The organism is Colwellia sp. BRX8-9, assembly GCF_014077245.1.
GTDB lineage: Bacteria > Pseudomonadota > Gammaproteobacteria > Enterobacterales > Alteromonadaceae > Colwellia_A.
The window spans coordinates 25,198-46,341 of record NZ_JACGVN010000003.1 but is presented as its reverse complement, the minus strand read 5'-3'; the positions used below and the strand labels follow the sequence as shown (position 1 = coordinate 46,341).

Here is a 21,144-nt window from a genome sequence, read left to right as displayed (position 1 = left end):
CCGAACACTTGTGGGATTTAATTAAATAAGATGGTATAAAATAAAAATCATATTTAATTCAAGTGTTTTGGTTATTCTTAATGATTGCTTTCAAGCGAATTGTGTACTTTTTTATCGTTATTATTGTTCAAGCTTCATTTTTTTCGTCTGCGACGCTTGCCGCGGATCAAAATACCCTGCCCAGTGATGAGCAAAAGATATCACAAGAAATTGAAATTCTTAAAAAAATTGAAGATGACCAGCAAGCGGTTGATTACTCAATATTATTATTAACGCGCTCAGCTTTAATTCCCAAGCAAATAATTGACATCTTAGATATTCAACAAAAACGTTACTATCAGTTAACCGAGCTTCGATTAGGATTAGCTAGCGCTCAACGAATAAAATTAATTGCCACTGAAAATAACTTTAAAAAAATAGCCGCTAATGCTAATAAAATGATCGGTATATATCACTATTTAATCGGTGATTATCCAGAGTCTGTAGCCGCTTCTCAAGCCGCATTAAGTTATTATATAAACTCACCTGAGCCGCTTACATTGGCTGGGATATACAATAATATTGCCTTGGCTTATATTAATCTGGGTAATTCCAGTAAAACCTTAGTCAATTTTCAACTAGCCGAAAGCATCTATAATAAATTGGGCACTAAGCAAGATAAAATAGATGTGCGTTATAACATTGCCGGTTTATATTTAACTTTAAAAAGATACGATATCGCGATTGAACTCTATCTCGATATTATTGCACAGCTTGCTTTTGTCGATGACAAGCTCACCTTAGCTAAAGCCAAGGGAGAATTGGGCACTGTTTATAAATATTCAGGAGAGTATCAGCAATCTCTTAAATTTCTGTCACAGGCAATAGCGTATTTTGAACAATCTAATAACGACTATTATTTAGCGGCTTTTAGTCATAATATTGCCGGTCTTTATAATATGATGAACCAGCCAATAAATGCAATTAAGTATGCAACACAAGCGATAAATTTGGCTAAAGCTTCAAATCATAACACCGCTTATGCGGGTGGCTTGTATAGTCTAGCGCAAGCAGAGTTTTCGTTGGGCTATGTTGAAAAAGCCTATGAAAGCTTACAGCTCTCTGATGAAATAGCTAAAAAATCTGGTCATGAAGAACAAATGACGAATAATATGGCGCTGCTGGCGTTGATTTATTCGGCACAAAACAAGCAAAGTGCGGCCTTTGAAACACATCAAAAATATATTAAAAGAACAAGAAGAATAGCGAACAATCAGCTCAATAGTCAATTGTCAGACTTTGAATCTAACAAATTAAGACAAGAAGTTAGCCAGCTCAAGCAAAATGAGCAACTTCAGGCATTAGAGACAGAGCAAGCCGATCAACAACGTAATTTTAGCTTAGTGGCTGCTTGTTTTATCATTGTTTTGGCCTTATTTATTTTCAACCGAAATGTTGAAAAACGCGCTAAATTAAAGTTATCTGAGCGAGTTAAAAACCGCACTCAAGAGTTAGAACTTCTAACCAGCGAGTTGGTCAAAGCTAATGCCATTAAAAGTCAATTTCTTGCCAATATGAGCCATGAAATAAGAACCCCTTTAACGTCAATTATTGGCCAAGCAGAGGCAATAATAAATGGTGATGTTGATGAAAGTTACCTGCAAAAAGAAGTTAAAATAATTCACGGTAATAGTTTGCATTTATTAGAGCTTATTAATAATATTTTAGATTTAAGTCGCGTTGAGGCCAATAAGTTAGAGTTAGAACTTGTCGAGCAAGACTTACACGTTATTTTGCATGACATTGCTAATATTTTTATTAAATCAGCGACAGTCAAAGGATTACAATTTCAGATAGTACACACCTTGCCAAACAAGTTTATGCTGACCATTGATGGCTTTCGCTTAAAACAAATCTTAATTAACTTATGCTCCAATGCCATTAAATTTACCAGTAAAGGCTCAGTTACTCTTGATATATCGGTCAAAAACGCCGCGTTAACTATTGCGGTTAGCGATACCGGTATTGGTATGAGTGAAACACAATTGCAGGAAGTCTTTAGCAGCTTTACTCAAGGCGACAGCAGCATTAGCCGACGATTTGGTGGATCAGGTTTAGGTCTATGTCTATCAGAGCAATTGGCCAAATTAATGTCAGGAAAAATCACCGTTATCAGTACGCTAAATAAGGGCAGTATTTTTACTTTAGTCTTACCTTGCAAGCAACTCGAATCGATTCAATTAGCCAAGTTTCCTCCCACTAAAATTATCGCCTCTGCATTCACTGCAGATGCTAGTGATATTAAGTTTGAAGGGCAAGTATTACTGGCCGATGACCATGATGATAATCGCCGGTTAATCGCTCGTTTATTAACATCGCTAGGCTTAGAGGTATTGTCAGCTAAAAATGGTCGAGAAGCAGTTGAGCTTTGTTTAAAAAACAAACCTAAACTCATTCTTATGGATATACAAATGCCAGAAATGGATGGTATTGAGGCTTTTAAAGTATTGCGACAAAAAGGATGCGCTAGCCCAATAGTCGCATTAACTGCCAATGCCATGTCTCATGAAGTCGACAAATATTTAGCGCTTGGTTTCGATGGACATTTAAAAAAGCCTATTGAGCGAAAATTATTTATTGCGACCATAGCTAAATATTTTGGTGAACAAATGGATGAAAGCGCAGCTGAACAAGCCATTTCAAGCGTAGATATGTCCGATTTAGTGACAGAATTTAAATCGAATTTAGTGTTAGAGCAGCAAGATATCATTCTTCATATTAAAAATAATGAATTAGAGAAGCTTGCTGAATTGGCTCATCGTATTGCTGGCGCCGCACAAATGTTTGGTTTTTCACTGGTTTCAGTGAGTGCGATAAAATTAGAAAAACATATTAAAACTGGCTCTTCTCAGCTGATCAGTGAAGCGGCGCAAAACCTACTTAATGAAATAGACCAAGTGCTTTGGTAAGATTATTCCACTTAGTCTTCATCCGCTAACGCTGCTCTTGATATATAAACACTTGGTTTATCGGTTGTTCAAATATATCTGCAATTTTAAAAGCAACTTCTAAAGAGGGAGAATATTTTCCTTTTTCAATGGCTACTATGGTTTGCCTAGAGACTGAAACGCTATCAGCAAGTTTTTGCTGAGTCATTTCTTGATGTTCAAAGCGCAATTTTCTAATGTTATTGGTAATAACTTTAGCCATATTAATAGCCTCGACGATAAGAAACTAATTTAACTGACGAACAAACAATTTCGGCAAGCAAAGAAAAGGCAATAATTAAATGCATAATTTCATACTCTTTAGCTAAACCAGGCATTGAAAAAGTAAATTTGGATAGTGCGGGAAATAGAATATAGAAGGTCACACAGAAAACACCCAAGGACAATATCTTATAAGCATATGAGTTTGCCCGCCTTGAAATTATTTTATCACGCTCATCACTTTTATCATTTGCTTCTCTATACTTAAAAATAGCGAGAATAGTTTGTAAAACAACTTCTAAAAAAATCGTATAAATTACTGCAGTAAACAATAAGCCATACATAGCCTCTACCGAGAATAATTGCCGCTGATATAAATTGACGACACCCAATGCATAATTGCTCCAAATACCGAGGGTAATTAAAAGTGATACTAAAATACTGGTTTCTCTGTAAGACATAAGCTTTCCTAGGTTGATAATTTTGACACTGTGTCTACTATATTTGACATGAGTTAGCATAAGATTTAATACACCCAGTGTCAAATATCTTTTACATCATGATTGGTTTATTTTACATTTTGTTATATACAGAGAAGGGCAGCAATGATCTTAGCGGATCTTAATTTAATTTTTTGATAATTATATAGGGTAGTTAGCGAAATAATAAAGTGCATTCAAAAAACTTTCTGCCTTCTCGTTCAATATCGATAAAAGGCAGGTTATTAGTGTTATTGGCTATTTCACTCTTGGTTAATATGGAGTAGACATTAAAGTTAAAATAGCTAAATCGCTGTTTTAAGTGATTGTTAAGGTTTTGTTATCGCATTTTTTGAATGCAAGTGTTTATCGTTATGCCTTAATTCAGTTAAAATTTAATTTTTCTTGTCAACATATCCTTAAACATCACCCAGTCGCCGAGTAAACTATAGAAAGGATAGGTAAATGTGGCGGGTTTGTTTTTTTCAAAGAAAACATGTCCCAGCCAAGCAAATCCATAACCTATCACGGGAATAAACCATAAGCCTTGCCATAGCGCATAGCTAATACAATAAATAATCAGTAATATTATTAACGACGAACCGATAAAATGTAAGCGTCGACAGATAATATTTTGGTGTTGGCTTAAATAAAATGGATAAAACTCGCTAAAGGTCTGGTATTTTTTTACCGCCATCAGTTATTCCTCTCGTCAGTGATGTTAATTAATTTTACTGGTCAATATTTTTAAGCCAATAAGTATCATTGCTCCGCCTAAAATTCGGTCTATCCAATGACCCAAACGTTGAAATTTTTCGTTTATTATTGGCTGAGATAGCAAAACGACCACAGACGAAAACCAAGCGAGTTGAATAGCCATCATCCAAAGTCCATAAATAACTAAGTGTAATAACGGTAAATCAGGAGAAAGTACCACGGTAAAAAGCGCGACAAAATAAATCGGTGCTTTTGGGTTTAAAGCATTACATAGAAAACCAACACCGATATTTTTGAGAGATGAACGTTTCATCGAGGGTTTTGAATCCGCTTTGTTACTGATTTGTGTCGAGGCTTTTGCACGGAGTCCCTGAATACCTAAATATAATAAGTAACAGCCCCCCAAGATCTTAATTACCCATAGCGTTGTTGCTGAGTTAGCGATAACAGCAGCTAAGCCTAAAGCAGAATAAATTATGTGTATCGATAAACCGAGTGCAATGCCAATACTGCACATAAAACCGGCTTTTTTGCCATGGCTTAGTGTTTGTTGAGACACCAAAACAAAATCAGGCCCAGGTGAAGCGGCAGCTAATAAATGAATTGAACTAATTAACAGTAAACCTTGTAAAAGTTCCATAGTGTTTCTCATTGATATGATTAGTGAAACTTTAATGTTCTTTGACGTGTTCAGCAAGTAATGAATTGCCGAGTAACTAAGGTTTATTTAGTTTCTGAAAAAACTTACCCGTATCTTTAAAGTTACTCTTGGATCTGTATTTGAGTATTCGGCATTGACGTGATGTTTTTGTCTTTATATTAAATCACTTTATTGTTTGTCTGTTGGACAATAATAGCAAGGCGGTTAACCACGTTATGAACGATACTGGGCAAATGTTCAAGATCAAGCGCATCAATCAAATTTTTTATTTCAAGCCCTAGCTCAGTGTCACCGACAATTTTTAATCGTCGTTGAAAGAATAAGGTATCGGGATCCTCTTTACGCCCAGCAATTAATAGTAAGTCATCACTACTGGCTGAAAAGCTTACGTCAGCTGTTTGTCTTTGGTTATCTTCGGTCATAATTAATTGACCATTGTTACAGCTGAGTAACCAATTTAATGCCAAGTCGGTTACTGAAATATGTAGCCATTTATCTTCTAAAAACGCAAAGTCATTGTCGGCTAAGGCTTCTTTAAATACCGATTGTAGTGCGGTCAACAATAACTTTTTTTGAAGGCTGTAAGGTACGACACTTAACGTTGGTTTTAATATTTTAGGCACTAAAGTAACTACAGTAGCCCTAAAGGCTAGCGGGATTCTTTTAATATTTACAGCGCTAAGTAAGTTTGAACATTCAGTAATATTAAGCAAAATTGAGGCAACATTTAAAAGGAGTCATAAGAGAAGTTTACCTAATTGTTTATTTATTATTTGGGGGTAGATCAAGTTTAGGGACAAATATTATCAAACAGCATTAAAAACAAAGAAGTTATTTCAGGTCAAAAAAGTACAAATTTTTTAGCGCTACACTTCGCGTACATTTATTCTTATTAATTATATTGTCTACCTTATGGAACTCTTATGCCCAGCAGGTAACCTGCCTGCACTTAAAACTGCCATAGATAATGGCGCTGATGCCGTTTATATTGGGATGAAAGATGATACCAATGCCCGTCATTTTGCTGGATTAAACTTTAATGATGGCAAGCTTGAAAAAGCTGCTGATTATGTACATCGTCATGGTAAAAAATTACACGTTGCCATCAATACTTTTGCTCATGCTGGCGGTGAACATCGATGGCGAAAAGCTGTTGATAACGCCGTGGCTATTGGAACGGATGCTTTGATTATCGCCGATTTGGGCGTGCTTGATTATGCTGCGAATAAGTACCCTGATGTTGAACGTCATGTTTCTGTGCAAGCCTCAACCACTAACATTGAAGCAATAAACTTTTTTGCCAATAACTTCGCCGTTGAACGCGTGGTCTTGCCACGCGTACTCTCGATTGGGCAAGTTAGACAATTAGCAAAAATAAGCCCGGTAAAGCTTGAAGTCTTTGCTTTTGGTAGCTTATGTATTATGTCGGAAGGGCGCTGCTATTTGTCTTCTTATATGACGGGTGAGTCACCAAATACTGCGGGCGCTTGCTCACCAGCAAAATATGTTCGCTGGCAAGAAACAACAAAAGGTTTAGAGAGTCGTTTAAATGGTGTGCTAATAGACCGTTATCAACCCAATGAAAAAGCAGGATATCCAACATTGTGTAAAGGACGTTTTGAGGTTGATAATAATATTTATCATGCGCTTGAAGAGCCAACCAGTTTGAACACTTTAGCGCTTATTCCTGATCTCAGTAAAATGGGGATCGCTTCAGTTAAAATTGAAGGACGACAGCGAAGCCCTGCATATGTTGAACAGGTTACTAAAACATGGCGTAGTGCCATTGACCGATTTAAACAAAACCCAGACAATTTTGCCGTTGAAGGTGCGTGGATGAACACCTTAGCGAACCTTTCAGAAGGCACGCAGACGACACTTGGCGCTTACCATCGTAAATGGCAATAAGGTAAGCGCTTAGCGCTAAATATTTGTTTATCCATGCTCGTAGCTTGCCATTATTTGCATAGGCATTAATGACGGCAGTTAAACGAACTTACTTTGCACGATAGCCTTATTTTAAACAGCATAATAAAAATTGGAAATACTATGAAATTTTCTCTTGGACCTAGTCAGTTTTTTTGGCCCAAAGCTGAAGTTGAAACTTATTATCAACAAGCTAAAGATAGCGCAGCGGATATTATTTATTTAGGTGAAACAGTCTGTTCTAAACGCCGCCAGTTGCGTGCTAAAGATTGGATTGGCTTAGCAAAAGACTTGGCGTGTGACCTTGATAAAGAAATCGTTCTATCAACCATGACCCTACTTGAATCACCTGCTGAAATCCAAACCATGCGAAAACTTTGTGATAATGGCGACCTGCTTATTGAAGCGAATGACCTTAGCGCTGTACAAATTATGCATCAGTTGAAAATGCCATTTGTTGTGGGTCCAGCAATCAATTGTTATAACTTATCAACATTGAAAGTCTTAATTAAGCAAGGGATGAGTCGTTGGGTTATGCCTGTTGAGTTATCAGGTGATTGGCTAAAAACATTATTACTACAGGCAGAGGAAGATAATGTTCGTTCACAATTTGAGTGTGAAGTCTTTGCTTGGGGTTATATGCCATTGGCTTATTCTGCTCGTTGTTTTACCGCTCGTTCTGAAGACAAAGCTAAAGACAATTGCGAGCTCTGTTGTATTAAATACCCATTAGGCAGGAAAATGAACAGTCGTGAAGGTGAACGTGTTTTTGTACTAAATGGCATACAGACAATGTCGGGCTATCAATATAACTTAATAAATGAAGTACCGAATATGGCGGAAATAGGCGTCGATATTGTCCGTATAAGTGCAGACAGTGTGAACGCTTTTACTAAAATATCTACCTTTAGAGAACAGCTTAATCAAGCTAAACATTATCCACTAAATGGTGTTGAAGAATGTAATGGTTACTGGCATAAAATTGCAGGCATGTCGTTAGCATGATATCTGATCTTATGCTGTAAATCGTAACTTTCAATACTGATAAAAAAGGGTAAGTGTTTAATGAGTTGAGCTCACTTTTTAAGCTTATAAAAAAGCAATATTGATTTATTAACCTGACAAGTGCTTTTTAAAATTGGTTAAATTGATTTCGCTTACTGGCTTTTTATTTTTCTTTGTTGATTCTTACTGACTATGAAGGATAATAGCGATACTTATAATGACTAAACACTGACCTAATTAACCATGCGTATTGATAAATTTATATGTAAGAGCACTGAACTGACCCGAAGTGAAGCGAAGAAACTGCTAAAAATGGGGGATGTTCTAGTTAATGGTGAGGTGATTAAGAACGCAGCAACACAAGTGCATGAAAATAACAGCGTTACTGTTAACGGTGAAGCGCTCACGGCGCGCACTTCTCGTTATATCATGATGCATAAACCCTTAGATACTATTTGCAGTAATATCGATGAAGTTTATCCGTCTTTACTCAATTATATTGAAGTGGATAAAGTGTTTGATCTTCACATTGCTGGACGTTTAGATGCAGATACCACAGGTTTAGTATTAGTTACCGATGATGGCCGTTGGTCGCATAATATTATTTCACCCAAAAAAAACTGCGCCAAGGTTTACCGCGTTAATTTACGTAATGCAATATTATCTGAAAAGTCAGCGGAGCTAATTGAGCGCTTTACAGCTGGCTTACAGTTACAAGGAGAAGATCAACTGACTCTGCCAGCTAAATTAGAAATACTCAATGAAAAAGAAGTATTACTGACCATCACTGAAGGTAAGTACCATCAAGTTAAGCGAATGTTTGCTGCTGTTGGTAATAAAGTTATTGGTTTACATCGCCAGCAAATCGGCGAAATTAACTTAGATGTTGAATTAGGCATGTGGCGCTACTTAACGGATGCCGAGGTAAATAGCTTTTAGTTGGCTACTTTGGTGTTGTGGCCCTCACTGACTGTTATCTTTGTCTTTGCCTCGAGTAACAAAGCTATCTCAAATGAAGAAAAAGTCAGCCAAATAGCCATCACCGGAAGTTTTACAGTATAAGAATGCAATAAGATATCTAGGCGTTTTTTGAGCGTTTTCCATATTAATTATCTATCAGGGCTGCAACTGATTTTTATATATTTATATAAAACAGTGACTTATCTTGGCTTAATATTTATTGAGACATAAAAAGCGGATTTAGCCACTAGTGATACAGAAACTCAGTAATCAATTGTTCTGATTAATAGTCAAGCTGATAAAGTTTTCATGGTGCTTCTCACCAAGTTAAGTGATGAAAATTTAATGCGCTTTTAAGTGGTCAGCAAGTAATGAATTAAACGTCTCCAATGCGGTATATAATTCACTTATGCTCTCATTCAATGCCGTTATATTCTTTTCTTTTGATAGTATTTCTATCTTAGTGACTAAGTTTTGTACTTGAGCTCCACCTAAGTTACCTGCTGCACCTTTAATTGAATGCAGGTTATAATTTATCTTTTGCCAATTTTCTGCCTTTATTGACTCTTGCAGTTCGCGTGTTTTTTCTTCGCTATCATCTAGGTAACATTTTACCAATAATGTCATTTTTTTAGGGTTTCCACCCAGCCGTTTTAATAAATGAGCTTTGTGCCAAGGGCTATCATGCTCACTTTTAGATTTTTCAATTGATTGACTACTTAAGGTGAGGTGGTCTGAATTTAAGGTATCAGTATCGAAACGCTCTTCTTTATCAGCTGTTACTCCAAGCCATAACTTTAATTTAGCTTTAACTTTATTTATTTCTATAGGTTTTGTTAAGTAGTCATCCATGCCTGCTATTAAACATTTCTCTTTATCTCCTTGCATTGCATTTGCTGTCATCGCAATGATAGGAATAACTTTATTCTTTTGGCCTGCATCTCCTTTGCGAATAAGTCGTGTTGCTTCATAGCCATCCATTTCTGGCATTTGGCAATCCATTATGACCAAAGAGTAAGGGTGGCTTTTTAATGACTCTTTTAAGCTTATCAGTGCTTCTAAGCCGTTTGCTACTGCGTCAGCTGTGAATCCTAATTCTTCTAAAACACCCAAAGCGACCATTTGGTTTATGCGATTGTCTTCAACAATTAATATTCTTATATTTTTGGCAGATGAAACGAATAATGGTTTTTTATCCTCTGTTGTTACTATTTTCATTGCATTAACATAATCATGAGTAACTAATGGTGACGCTTGCTTTAGTATTTCTCCGCCATGAGCAACTACAGATAAGGCTTTAAATAGATTTGATGTTGTTGTTGGCTTAGGGAAATAAGCACTAAAACCAATATCTGCAAAATGTTTTGCGTCACCTCTTTCACCCATAGAGGTCATCATAACGAGTTTCATTGCTTTAAATTCTTGTTGGTTTTTTAATTTTTTCGCTAAGGTTTCTCCTGACATATTAGGCATTTGCATATCAAGTATGGCAATATCAAAAAAGGGTGTGCCGGTATCTTCATATCGCTTTTTACATAGAGCCAATGCTGCATCACCGCTATCAGCTTCTTCAATATTTGCCCCCCACAGCTGTAACTGTGAGCGAAGGACATCGCGATTGGTTTTATTGTCATCAACAATTAAAATGTGCAATGCCGAAATATCTATTTCGGGTATAACTAGGGTCGAATTTTTACTTTTCTCAACTAATAAGCTAAATTCAAAACAACTACCTTCACCCATTTTATCAACTACATTAATATCGCCGTGCATTAAATTACAGAGTTTTTTCGTTATTGTTAACCCAAGCCCTGTGCCCCCATATTTACGTGTCGTCGATGAGTCTACTTGACTAAATGCTGAAAAAAGCCCTTCTTTTTTATCTGCCGGAATGCCGATTCCTGTATCAGATATCTGACAATGTAATATTAATTCATCACCATAATTACTCTTTTTAGTGATGAGTTTTACGGTAATAACTATCTCTCCATGATTTGTGAACTTTATTGCATTGCCGACAAGATTCGTCAGTATTTGTCTAATTCTGCCCGGATCTGATTTGATCATCGATTCTTTTATACCCGTAAGATCTAGGATTATTTCTAAACCTTTATCTTGAGCAGGTAAGGCCATAGCTTCAGCAAAGTCACCTAATAAGTTTCTTAAATTAAAATCTAAGTATTCAAGTTCGAGTTTACCCGCATCAACTTTTGAAAAATCTAGAATGTCATTAATTAAAGTTAATAAGGAGTCAGCACTAGATTTTGCGATATTAACTCGGTGTTTTTGTTCATCATCAAGTTTACTATTAAGTAATAAACCTAGCATGCCTAATACACCGTTCATGGGGGTGCGTATTTCATGGCTCATATTTGCTAAAAACTCTGACTTTAATTTCGCGCCTTCTTCCGCTTTATTAAGTGCAGCAATTCTTTCTTGATATGAGTCATTAATATTTCGGCTAATAAGCAATAAAAGTGCAATAACGAAAAGGCTGAGTAAAAGTGCAGTTACTGCGGATATGTAAGAATCATTTCGCTTTTCTACCAACAAATGGGTGAGCGTTTTTTGTATTTGTGCAGAGAGATGATTTTCAATACTTTGTAATATTAGGTTTTTATTTTTAAGCACCCCTAAGGTGTATAAAGGATCATTCTCCCATAAATGGTTTTGCAAATACTCTAATGCTTCATTGGCGGGGTCATCATTAATAATAACCAATTGGTCAATCTCTGATGCCGATTTTCCTTGCTGTCTATATTGAGAAATATCTGACAACGTTTGTTTATATTGATTCAATACAGCTGAAAAACTGTCAAGCTGATACAAGGCTTTACGATTATATTGTTTAAGCGTTCGTAACTTACTGATAAGTTGTTCTACATCACTATGAAGCGTTAAAAAAGCGATTCGATATTTTTCATCATCACGCAGTAGATAATTTTTAAATTGATGTATCAGTCCATTATAGCCTATAGAAGTTTTTAGTTGAGCGACAAGCTCCTCAGTATTCCGTTCGAGCAAAACATTTTGAAGTCGATTAGCTTCACTTATTGTTTTATTATCAAGTAATTGAATTACATGGCTTTCGTTGTCTTTAAATAGTGAAGAGATAAATATATTATTATACAGTCTTTCTTGACTATTTTGTTGGCGGATACTTAGCTTAAGTGGACGTATGTCAATGGTATTATCATTTGTTTCTTCATTTTCAAGGGTCACTGTTAAAATAGTACTATTGAGCAGGTTTAAAGATTTCAACTTCAATAAAATAAGGAAATTACTGTGCATCTTTGCAATATTTTTATTTCTTATTTGATCTGAAAATGATTGTAATTTTGATAAAAAATCATTTTTCCAATCAATATGAAAATCAATGATTTGCTGCCAAGATATATTGTTAGCATCAATCCCTTCTCTAAGAGTTATTAACGCTGACTTTAGCTCAGCAACATATTGTTGATTAAATTCGCCAACAACAATGTCTTCAGATGTCATGCTTTTCTTTATTGACAACAGCAATGTATCAACAGCGATACGGAGTACTTTCAAGTCATCTAGTGATCGAGTATTTGACGAAATTTTTGCTGATTTTTCATCAAGACTAATTAAAAAAAGCGCACTGAGTTCTAATTCTTTGTTGAGGGCATCAATGAGCTTAGCAATATTACTATCCAACGCTATTATGCTTTCAGTATTGTGTAAAATTGAAATATCTTGTTGTTTATTGTGAACAATATTTAGCATTAATGTAATAGCAATAATAAGAGGTAAGCCGGCAGAAATTATAAGCTTTTTACGAATGTTTGATTCGTCAGATGATACATCGATAATATGCTTTCTAATTAATAAATAAATAATCGGTGTAATCGATAGGCTCAGTAATATAGCGTTCAATAACGCTTCAGGTAAAAATGGAAATAAGGTTTGTATCCAAGGCAAGAACTGCATAATTAAAAATTGGGTAAAGCCAATGGCAACGAAGATAAGAATGAGAATAATTAAAATATGAGTTTGATTCTTATTCTTTGATAGGAGACTCAAGTGATATTACCGCGCCGTTAGTTAATGTCCTGAGAAGTATAGACACAATTTTAAGTCTTTCATAATAAACACTTAAAATATTTAATTTTTATGAATTTTTATTTTATATTAAACAATTCTGATGGGGTGTCATATATCCTAGCATCAACAATTAACTGCAGCATCGTTATTTTACTTATTCACTATAAGACAAACAATTTACGTAAGGCCATATGGTCAGACAAGTCAGCTTAGCCAATTAACCACTTTACCTTGAAGCCTCTTGAAAAACATGAGCAACTAACTTAGATGTCGAGCTATAAAGGGGAAATGAAAAATAAGTATTAACGACTATCACCGAAGGTAAACACCATTAGCTTAAACAAATATTTGCCGGTGTTGCTAATAAAGGGGTTGGTTTAGTTCGTCAATTAACAGGTAAAATTAATTGAGTATTGAAGTGGGCAAGTGGCGCTATTTAGCGAATGCTGAGGTAAATAGCTTTACTTGAATTATCAAGGTATTGTTTTCGAGTGTTGACAATATTACGGGCTATTATCCTTGTTGATTAACAAGTCAGCATAAACCGCATAACTTGCATAACCCAACACAGGAAAGACAATAATTAATAGCGGTAGTGCTACCACTAAAGTTAAAGACGTTATCATGACTAAGGTTAGCGCCCATTTAAACATTAATTTTTTATGTTTAAATACGGTTTTAACACTGATACTTACCGCATCAACAAAATTTAACTGTTGGTGAATAATCAAGGGTATAGAAAACACACCGAGTAAAAAGCCAATCACTGCAGTTACCCAGCCGATTAAACCGCTGTAAAGTAAAAACCAAAGTAATGATTCTCTTAACGCTGGATCAGTAATGAAAGTGTGGTCTAAAGGTAAGGGCTCTATGCCAAAATACAGTCCGTAAATCACTAAAGCATCGGTTATCCAAATAAAATAACACAAGGATAGAATAAAGATTAAAAACCAAATGCCTTTATTTTTTTGTCCCTTAATCGCAATTAAGTCTTTAAATGTAGGTATTTTATTTTTTTCTAATAGACCTGCAACTTGCTGAAAACCAATAATAAGAATAGGAGCAACAATGAAAAAACCGGCGATAAAAGGAAAGATAACTAAATCGGCACCAATGCGTAATAATAACCAATAGAGTAGACCGGCGATAATGCAAAAAAAGCTGCTAAATACTATACTGATGGTTTTAGTTTTGATGAAACTTGACCAACCAAATGCTAACCATTTTTTTATTGATGGCGTGGCTTTATCCATAATACTGAGTCTTTACTTATTTATAACGATAACAGCATTTTACCTGAGCATATTTTTAAATGGCTTGCTGAAGAACATCTATTTGATTTGTATCAAAACCATGGCTGAAAATAATCGTCAGTTAGCCTAGCAGTACTATTTATATAAAAGATTAAACTTTTATTCTTAGTTGCCGATTAAATGTACAACAAGACAATTACTGATGAACGGACAAGTAAAGTGGATGTACTGATAGATTTATTGCCTGCGGCCAATCAAGTAAAAATCGCTCAATCAAAAAAAGATAAGCGCCAAGCTAATAAATATAATCGTCAAATGAACTCAGCAGCAAGTCTGCCCGATGTAGCAGATGATGTGAAAAATGGAGTGGGAATAAAAAAAGTGCTTTGGACAGGACCTGAACGCCGCTCATCTGCTGATCGACGTCATTTAAAAAATAAACGCGGACGTTGGTTAGAGTCACGCGACAGAAATGATCGCCGAACGACTCAATATGCAATATCAGTGAAAATTTAATTGCGCTAAATTGTTTACTTCTTTTGTAACTGATTAAATTTTTCCATTTGCTCTGCTGTTGCTGGCAATTGATGTTTTTCTTTCCATTCGCTATAGGACATACCATAAATTTGCTGACGAGCGGTCTCGATATCTACTTCAACACCTAACTTCTCAGCCTCAGCAACTGTCCATTTAGAAAAACAATTACGACAAAAACTCGCTAAATTCATTAACTCAATATTTTGTACATCTTTTCTACTGTCTAAGTGAGCCAGTAATCGACGAAAAACAGCAGCTTGTATTTCTATTTCTTTGTCCATATTCATCTCTTTATTTAGTTAAGTGGAGTTGACTGTTCAACTTCCTTAGTGGGTTTGTCATAAGGCAGAATACGAATAATCATACCGATATAAGGATGATCAAAATAGTGTATTTCTGTGCTTCTGACTCGTCTGTCTTGTTTAAAGTTTATCGTTTTTAAAATTGCCGATGACTTTTGTTTATCACCAGGTAATAACTTTTGCGTTGCTTGTTCGGCTAACGACATATTCATTACATTAAGATCAGCGGTAATATGTAAATAAAAGTCAACTTCTACCTTGATAAAACCCTCTACTGTCCAATTTTGAGGAGGCTTTATTGGGGCTGCCTGCATTGTGTTAGTATTCAATATTACCGCTGTGTCGTTTATATCTTGCTCTATTTCAGCGAGTAAACTTTTTGTCTCAGTAGGTAAATTGGGTAGCTTTATCAGCAGCTCTTGTAAACGTTCTGCCATTATTTTTTCTTTTACTGTTTCATCTGACCCTTCTATTTGGGCCGAAGTATCTTTGTATAATACGCTATGCAGGGCCTCTTCTTGCCTTTGTGCTTGTTTGCGTTGCTGTTGAAATTGTTGCAATTCTTTTTGGTATTGTTCAGCAAAATTTTCACCGGCAATAACTTTCAGTGGCACAGCTAATTGTTTAGTTTTTGTCTTTTGACGCCAGCCAAAATGCAGTAATGGTTTGAAATTTCGACTGCGGGCTATTTCTTTAACAATATCGTCAAGTTGTAATGATTCTTTATTAAGTAAGTAGTCTTCATCACTATAGATATTTTCAATATTATTAATAGTAGGCGGTACTTGCTCAATATTAAAAGCGTTATAACTTTGATAAGCATAAGCATCGGTTGATTGATTAAAGTGCTGAAATTCCTCTACAGAAATAGTACAAATACCGTCGGTAAATGAGGCAGTTTCGTTGGTATAAGTTAAGGGCAAAGTTGAAAATTCAGCCGCTGCTTGCTCAAGTAACATTAAGCGTTGCGTTAATTCTTTTTCACTCATCACTTGTTTTGGTAATGGCATAGCTAAGCTGCTGTTGTCATACGCTTTTAATGAATTATTTATCGACGCTGGGCTATCATCGATATTGTCTAAAGCCACTTGTCTATGTGTGCCATCGCTAAATTTTGATATTGATGGATCGGTTAACGACTCGTCTATCGTTTGGGCTGAAAGCGTTTGTAATTCAGCTAAGCTTTTAGCAACATAGTAAGGCTGTTCTTTTATGGCCGTTATAGCTTGCTCAAGGAGTGATTGAGCATAAGTAGGATTATCACAACGGGGTAATTGCTGTTTTAAGCTGGCGATATCAGGGTTAAGGTAGGGGCCTAACAAGTCAATAATATTTCGGTATTGGGGTAAAAGCGTATTATTTGGAAACTTCTCTTTTAATTGCGCTTTATCGCCCAGTTGACTAAACAGGATCACTTCCACTTCAAACCAGCGGTCGTCATTATCTTTATCAGCGGCACTGGTTTGTTGTGAAAATATTAAGGCTGCACAGAGCAGCGCTAAATGTTTTAAATTCATTAATCATCCAAAGAGTTATAACCTGCCTTGTTATTGTAAACTAAGGCATTGAGTCTACTCTGTTATCTTACGGTTATTTTTTTGTTTTTACTAAATCATTTAACATAGATGTCACTAAAATAAAGCGTGATTTACTGTCTTCAGTGGCAATTTTAAATTGGAGTTTATTAGCGCCAACTAATTTATAAACTTTTGGCTGTTGCTGAATAAGACCAATAATAAGCATAGGATCAACTTTTGTCTCATCGCTAAACTCAATAGAGCCACCTGCTGGACCTGCTTCGATACGAGAAACCCCTATTTTTTGGGCCTTTAAACGTAACTTCGCAATATGGACTAGATTTTTAGCAGCCTGCGGTAATAAGCCAAAACGGTCAATTAATTCTACTTGAATTTCGTCAAGTTCATTTTTATTGCCGCAACTGGCGATACGTTTATAAATACTTAACCGTAAGCTGACATCAAAAATATAATCGTCTGGTAGTAACGCCGGTACCCGCAATTCAATTTCAGTTTGCTTAGCGGTCATATTTTCAAGCGAAAGCTGTTTGCCTTGCTTCAACGCTGAAACAGCTTGATCGAGCATTTCCATATAAAGGGTAAAGCCGATTTGGCTCATCGAACCACTTTGTCCCTCACCTAATAATTCACCTGCGCCACGAATTTCGAGATCGTGTGTGGCCAAGGTAAAACCAGCGCCTAAATCTTCAAGAGACGCAATAGCTTCAAGACGTTTCTTCGCATCTTTAGTAATACGTTTAACATGTGGTGTTAATAAATAAGCATAAGCTTGATGATGTGAACGACCCACTCGGCCTCGTAATTGATGGAGTTGCGCTAGACCTAAATGGTCGGCTCTGTCCATAATAATGGTATTAGCTGTTGGCACATCGATACCTGTTTCTATAATCGTTGTACAAACTAATACATTGTAACGTTGGTGATAAAAGTCGCCCATAATGCGTTCAAGTTCACGTTCGCGCATTTGCCCATGGGCGGTGGTTACTTTTGCTTCTGGCAGCAGTTTTTGAATATCTGCAGCGGTTTTATCGATAGTATCAACGTTGTTATGTAAAAAGTAAACCTGACCACCACGAAGGATTTCACGTAAAATAGATTCACGAATAAGGGCGTCGTCACGTTCGCGAACAAAGGTTTTTACCGCTAAGCGTTTTGCCGGCGGTGTGGCAATAATCGATAAATCGCGCATGCCGCCCATCGCCATATTCAAGGTCCGTGGAATAGGGGTTGCGGTCAATGTTAAAATATCAACATTGCTGCGTAATTGTTTGATTTTTTCTTTTTGCTTTACACCAAATCTATGTTCTTCATCGACCACTAATAAACCTAGGTCTTTATATTTAATACTATTTTGCAATAACTTATGGGTGCCGATCAGAATGTCTATTTGGCCTGATTCAACATCGGCAATAACAACGTTTTGCTCTTTGGCTGTTTTAAAACGTGATAATACTTCTATAGCAACCGGTAAATTAGCAAAACGGTCGCGAAAGTTTTCATAATGTTGTTGGGCAAGCAAGGTTGTTGGCACTAAGATAGCCACTTGCTTGCCGTCGTTAACGGCAACAAAAGCGGCACGCATCGCAACTTCAGTTTTACCAAAACCGACATCTCCACAAACGAGTCTGTCCATGGCCTTATCGCTGAGCATATCAGACACTACTGCTTTAATGGCTTGCTCTTGATCAAAGGTTTCTTCAAACGGGAAACTGTCTGAAAAAGCTTGATACTCAGCTTTGTCACGTTTGAATTGATAACCTTTATTACTGGCTCTGCTGGCGTATATATCGAGTAGTTCAGCCGCCACGTCACGCACTTTTTCAGCGGCCTTTTGTTTTGCTTTACTCCAAGTATCGTTACCTAATTTATGTAACGGTGCACTTTCTGCGTCGGCGCCCGAATAACGGCTAATTAAATGCAATGAGCCAACCGGTACATAAAGCTTTGATTCACCTGCGTAAATTAAAACTAGAAACTCAGTGGTTATGCCACTGTTTTCAATGGTTTGTAAGCCCATGTAGCGACCAATACCATGCTCAAAATGGACAACAGGTTGTCCCATTGAAAGCTCGGCTAAGTTTTTAAAAATAGCATCCGCTTGAATAGTTTGTTGTTTGGTACGGCGGCGACTTTGTTTTATCCGCTCTCCTAAAAGTTCATCTTCGGTGATTAGGGCTATCGCATTTTTCTTAGCGGTGCCTTTACTTTGAAAGATAAAACCACTGTTGAGGGTATTCACTGTGATGCCAAGTTTGTCCGGGCTTGCGACAAAGCTTTCAATATCGTCAAAATATTGTGGCTTGATATGGTTACGCTCTAATAACTCTAAAACGCTTTCTCGACGGCCTTGGCTTTCGGCAACAAATAAAATCTTATCTGGGGTTTCTTTGTCGCGAATAAAATTATTGATTAATTCAAAAGGCTGTTTCAGTTGATGATTAACCGTAACATCAGGTAAGGGAGTGACATCAAAACGGATATGACCGGCTTTTGACTTTTCAATGTCGTCACTGTCAGTTTCTTGTAACGCGTTTATTACCGGCACTTTTTCTATTGAAATTCGGTCAAAAGGTTTTAAGGCACGATAAAACTCTTCACTATTTAAAAAGAGTTTCTTGGGGGGTAATAATGGCCGAGTCAGATCATAACGACGTTCTTCAAATCGGTAATCAATATCAAGCCAGTACTGTTCAATAGCTTTATCAATATCGCCACTGAGCATTATCCGTGTGTTTTCGCCTAAATAGTCACACAAAGTGCTCGTTTCTTCAAAGAACAAGGGGAGGTAATATTCAATACCTGCCGGCAAAATACCATCACTGACCTGATGATATATTGACTCTTTATGAATGGTGTTAGGAAATTCTTCTCGGTATTGACGACGAAATAAATTTATTGCTGCTTCGTCGGTCGGAAATTCGTGTGCGGGTAATAAATTTATTTCATCTATTTTATCACTTGAACGCTGGTTTTCAGGATCGAACAAGCGAATGTCATCAATTTCATCATCAAAAAAATCTAAGCGAAACGGAGTTTTACAGCCCATAGGGAATATGTCGAGAATTGCACCACGTGCCGAGAATTCACCATGCTCCATTACTTGTTCTACGCAGCGATAACCACTGGCTTCAAGATTTTGTCGCATTTGATGTAAGTCTTTTTTATCACCTACTTTTACGATCAAACTATTCGTACGCAAATACTGCGTTGGCGCAAGGCGTTGTAATAATGTTGAAACCGGCACAATAATAATGCCACTTTTCATATTTGATAATTGGTAAAGCGTTGCTAGTCGCTGGGAAATAATATCTTGATGCGGTGAAAAGGTATCATAGGGCAATGTTTCCCAATCAGGAAATAAGCAAATAGGCAGTTGCCGCTTTTTATTTAAACTTTTTAATTCTTGCTCGAAACGCAATGCTGACTGGGTGTCATTGGTTAATAACAACATCGGAGCGTCGGCATTGAGGGCGCCATGGTATATAGCTAGCGTGTCACTACTACCTAGTAAATTAGTCCAATGCTTTTTATCAGCATGTTTGCCACGACGTTTAGTTAATACAGGTTCAAATAAGCTAGCAGTTTTACTCATGATTTCTCTATCAAATAATGATTGTTAATAAGGCGTCTAAAACAGCGCATTATCTTAACATGAGTTATGGTTAAATTTTAAGAACGAGTAAATACTTTTTTGTTTAAAAAACTATAGTGATATAATAAGGCCCAGCTTTACATTGGGTAGAGCCTGCTGTGTTTTTTGGAGAGTTTCGTGACCAATAATGATGTTTTACGTCGTTTAAGATATACCTTTAATTTTAATGATCAAAAGATGATCGACCTATTTAATTTAGCAAAGTTAACGGTAAGTCGTGAACAAATCAGTTATTGGTTGAAAAAAGAAGATGATCCACAAGTTGTTAACTGCACCGATGTTCAGCTAGCAACTTTTTTGAACGGTTTAATTATTGACAAACGTGGCGCCCGTGATGGTGAAACACCGCCAGCTGAAAAACGAATGAATAACAATCTTGTGCTCAACAAATTAAAAATAGCATTAGCGCTGCGCGCAGAAGATGTTCTCGATATGATGTCTACCTCAGGTATACGTATGACTAAACCTGAATTAAGTGCATTTTTTCGTAAGCCCGATCACAAACATTACCGCGAGTGTAAAGATCAGTTTTTGAGAAACTTTATTCAAGCCATTGATACCAAATATCATGTTAATCGACCTGAAAAATTCACCCCAAAGCGTGAAGTTGAAACGGTAAAAAAACCTGAGTTACCAAAAAAAGACTATCAAACAGCTAAGCCTAAAGTGAGCAAAATATACATAAACCCCAATGCCACTAAAGCAACAGATAACGATGATAAACCTAAAAGAACAGTGTTAAAACTTAAGCCTTCAGATATTTATAAAAATTAGGTTTTAGGCGTGGTTATTTATATTCAGTAATTCTTGAGAATAAATTTTCCTTTGTTAATCATAAAAATATAAATTCTACTCTAATTG

General features: G+C 36.4%; 16 protein-coding genes. 6 read left to right on the top strand and 10 right to left on the bottom strand.

Features of this window, described 5'->3' with window-relative positions:
- Positions 1-80: 80 nt before the first annotated feature.
- Positions 81-2,948 (top strand): response regulator, encoded by a 2,868-nt coding sequence (locus tag H4J70_RS03275; RefSeq protein ID WP_182250616.1) that lies wholly within the window; start codon positions 81-83, stop codon positions 2,946-2,948.
- 25 nt (positions 2,949-2,973) lie between these two features.
- Here H4J70_RS03275 and H4J70_RS03270 read toward each other — a convergent pair whose 3' ends face one another.
- The 5 genes from H4J70_RS03270 to H4J70_RS03250 all read right to left on the bottom strand — a co-directional run bounded on the left by H4J70_RS03270 (position 2,974) and on the right by H4J70_RS03250 (position 5,668).
- Positions 2,974-3,189, bottom strand: coding sequence for a helix-turn-helix transcriptional regulator (locus H4J70_RS03270; RefSeq protein ID WP_182221563.1), 216 nt, complete (start codon positions 3,187-3,189; stop codon positions 2,974-2,976).
- 1 nt (position 3,190) lies between these two features.
- Entirely contained in the window at positions 3,191-3,649 is a 459-nt protein-coding gene (locus tag H4J70_RS03265; RefSeq protein WP_182221562.1) for a hypothetical protein, read from the bottom strand.
- A gap of 406 nt (positions 3,650-4,055) precedes the next feature.
- Positions 4,056-4,364, bottom strand: a complete 309-nt coding sequence (locus tag H4J70_RS03260) for a DUF962 domain-containing protein (protein ID WP_182215688.1) — start codon at positions 4,362-4,364, stop codon at positions 4,056-4,058.
- Positions 4,365-4,388: 24 nt separating this feature from the next.
- Complete coding sequence (locus H4J70_RS03255) at positions 4,389-5,024, bottom strand: LysE family translocator (RefSeq protein ID WP_182215690.1); 636 nt, start codon at positions 5,022-5,024, stop codon at positions 4,389-4,391.
- Between the two features lie 179 nt (positions 5,025-5,203).
- The gene (locus H4J70_RS03250) at positions 5,204-5,668 is read right to left on the bottom strand and encodes an SCP2 domain-containing protein (RefSeq protein WP_182215692.1); all 465 of its coding nucleotides are present in this window, start codon (positions 5,666-5,668) and stop codon (positions 5,204-5,206) included.
- A gap of 289 nt (positions 5,669-5,957) precedes the next feature.
- On the opposite strand from H4J70_RS03250, the gene H4J70_RS03245 reads away from it, so the two are divergent.
- The 3 genes from H4J70_RS03245 to H4J70_RS03235 all read left to right on the top strand — a co-directional run bounded on the left by H4J70_RS03245 (position 5,958) and on the right by H4J70_RS03235 (position 8,915).
- Complete coding sequence (locus tag H4J70_RS03245; protein ID WP_182215694.1) at positions 5,958-6,953, top strand: peptidase U32 family protein; 996 nt, start codon at positions 5,958-5,960, stop codon at positions 6,951-6,953.
- Positions 6,954-7,094: 141 nt separating this feature from the next.
- Complete coding sequence (locus H4J70_RS03240; RefSeq protein ID WP_182215696.1) at positions 7,095-7,976, top strand: U32 family peptidase; 882 nt, start codon at positions 7,095-7,097, stop codon at positions 7,974-7,976.
- Positions 7,977-8,219: 243 nt separating this feature from the next.
- On the top strand, positions 8,220-8,915 hold the full coding sequence (locus tag H4J70_RS03235) for a pseudouridine synthase (RefSeq protein ID WP_182215698.1): 696 nt from the start codon (positions 8,220-8,222) through the stop codon (positions 8,913-8,915).
- A 363-nt stretch (positions 8,916-9,278) separates the two neighbouring features.
- Here H4J70_RS03235 and H4J70_RS03230 read toward each other — a convergent pair whose 3' ends face one another.
- Positions 9,279-12,980, bottom strand: coding sequence for a response regulator (locus tag H4J70_RS03230; protein ID WP_182215700.1), 3,702 nt, complete (start codon positions 12,978-12,980; stop codon positions 9,279-9,281).
- 524 nt (positions 12,981-13,504) lie between these two features.
- On the bottom strand, positions 13,505-14,254 hold the full coding sequence (locus H4J70_RS03225) for a DUF2189 domain-containing protein (protein WP_182215702.1): 750 nt from the start codon (positions 14,252-14,254) through the stop codon (positions 13,505-13,507).
- 180 nt (positions 14,255-14,434) lie between these two features.
- On the opposite strand from H4J70_RS03225, the gene H4J70_RS03220 reads away from it, so the two are divergent.
- Positions 14,435-14,770 carry a hypothetical protein gene (locus H4J70_RS03220; RefSeq protein WP_182215703.1) on the top strand — a complete coding sequence of 112 codons (336 nt, stop codon included), beginning with the start codon at positions 14,435-14,437 and terminating at the stop codon, positions 14,768-14,770.
- A 14-nt stretch (positions 14,771-14,784) separates the two neighbouring features.
- Here the strand turns inward: H4J70_RS03220 and H4J70_RS03215 are convergent, their stop codons facing one another.
- The 3 genes from H4J70_RS03215 to mfd form a co-directional block, all read right to left on the bottom strand.
- Positions 14,785-15,072 carry a DUF1244 domain-containing protein gene (locus H4J70_RS03215; RefSeq protein WP_220470356.1) on the bottom strand — a complete coding sequence of 96 codons (288 nt, stop codon included), beginning with the start codon at positions 15,070-15,072 and terminating at the stop codon, positions 14,785-14,787.
- A 14-nt stretch (positions 15,073-15,086) separates the two neighbouring features.
- On the bottom strand, positions 15,087-16,610 hold the full coding sequence (locus H4J70_RS03210; protein ID WP_182215707.1) for a CsiV family protein: 1,524 nt from the start codon (positions 16,608-16,610) through the stop codon (positions 15,087-15,089).
- A 73-nt stretch (positions 16,611-16,683) separates the two neighbouring features.
- Positions 16,684-20,223: a transcription-repair coupling factor gene (gene mfd, locus H4J70_RS03205; protein ID WP_182215708.1), complete on the bottom strand. Its 3,540-nt coding sequence runs from the start codon at positions 20,221-20,223 to the stop codon at positions 16,684-16,686.
- 177 nt (positions 20,224-20,400) lie between these two features.
- Here mfd and H4J70_RS03200 point away from each other — a divergent pair, with 177 nt between their 5' ends.
- Positions 20,401-21,057, top strand: coding sequence for a DUF1456 family protein (locus tag H4J70_RS03200; protein WP_182215710.1), 657 nt, complete (start codon positions 20,401-20,403; stop codon positions 21,055-21,057).
- Positions 21,058-21,144: the final 87 nt, after the last annotated feature.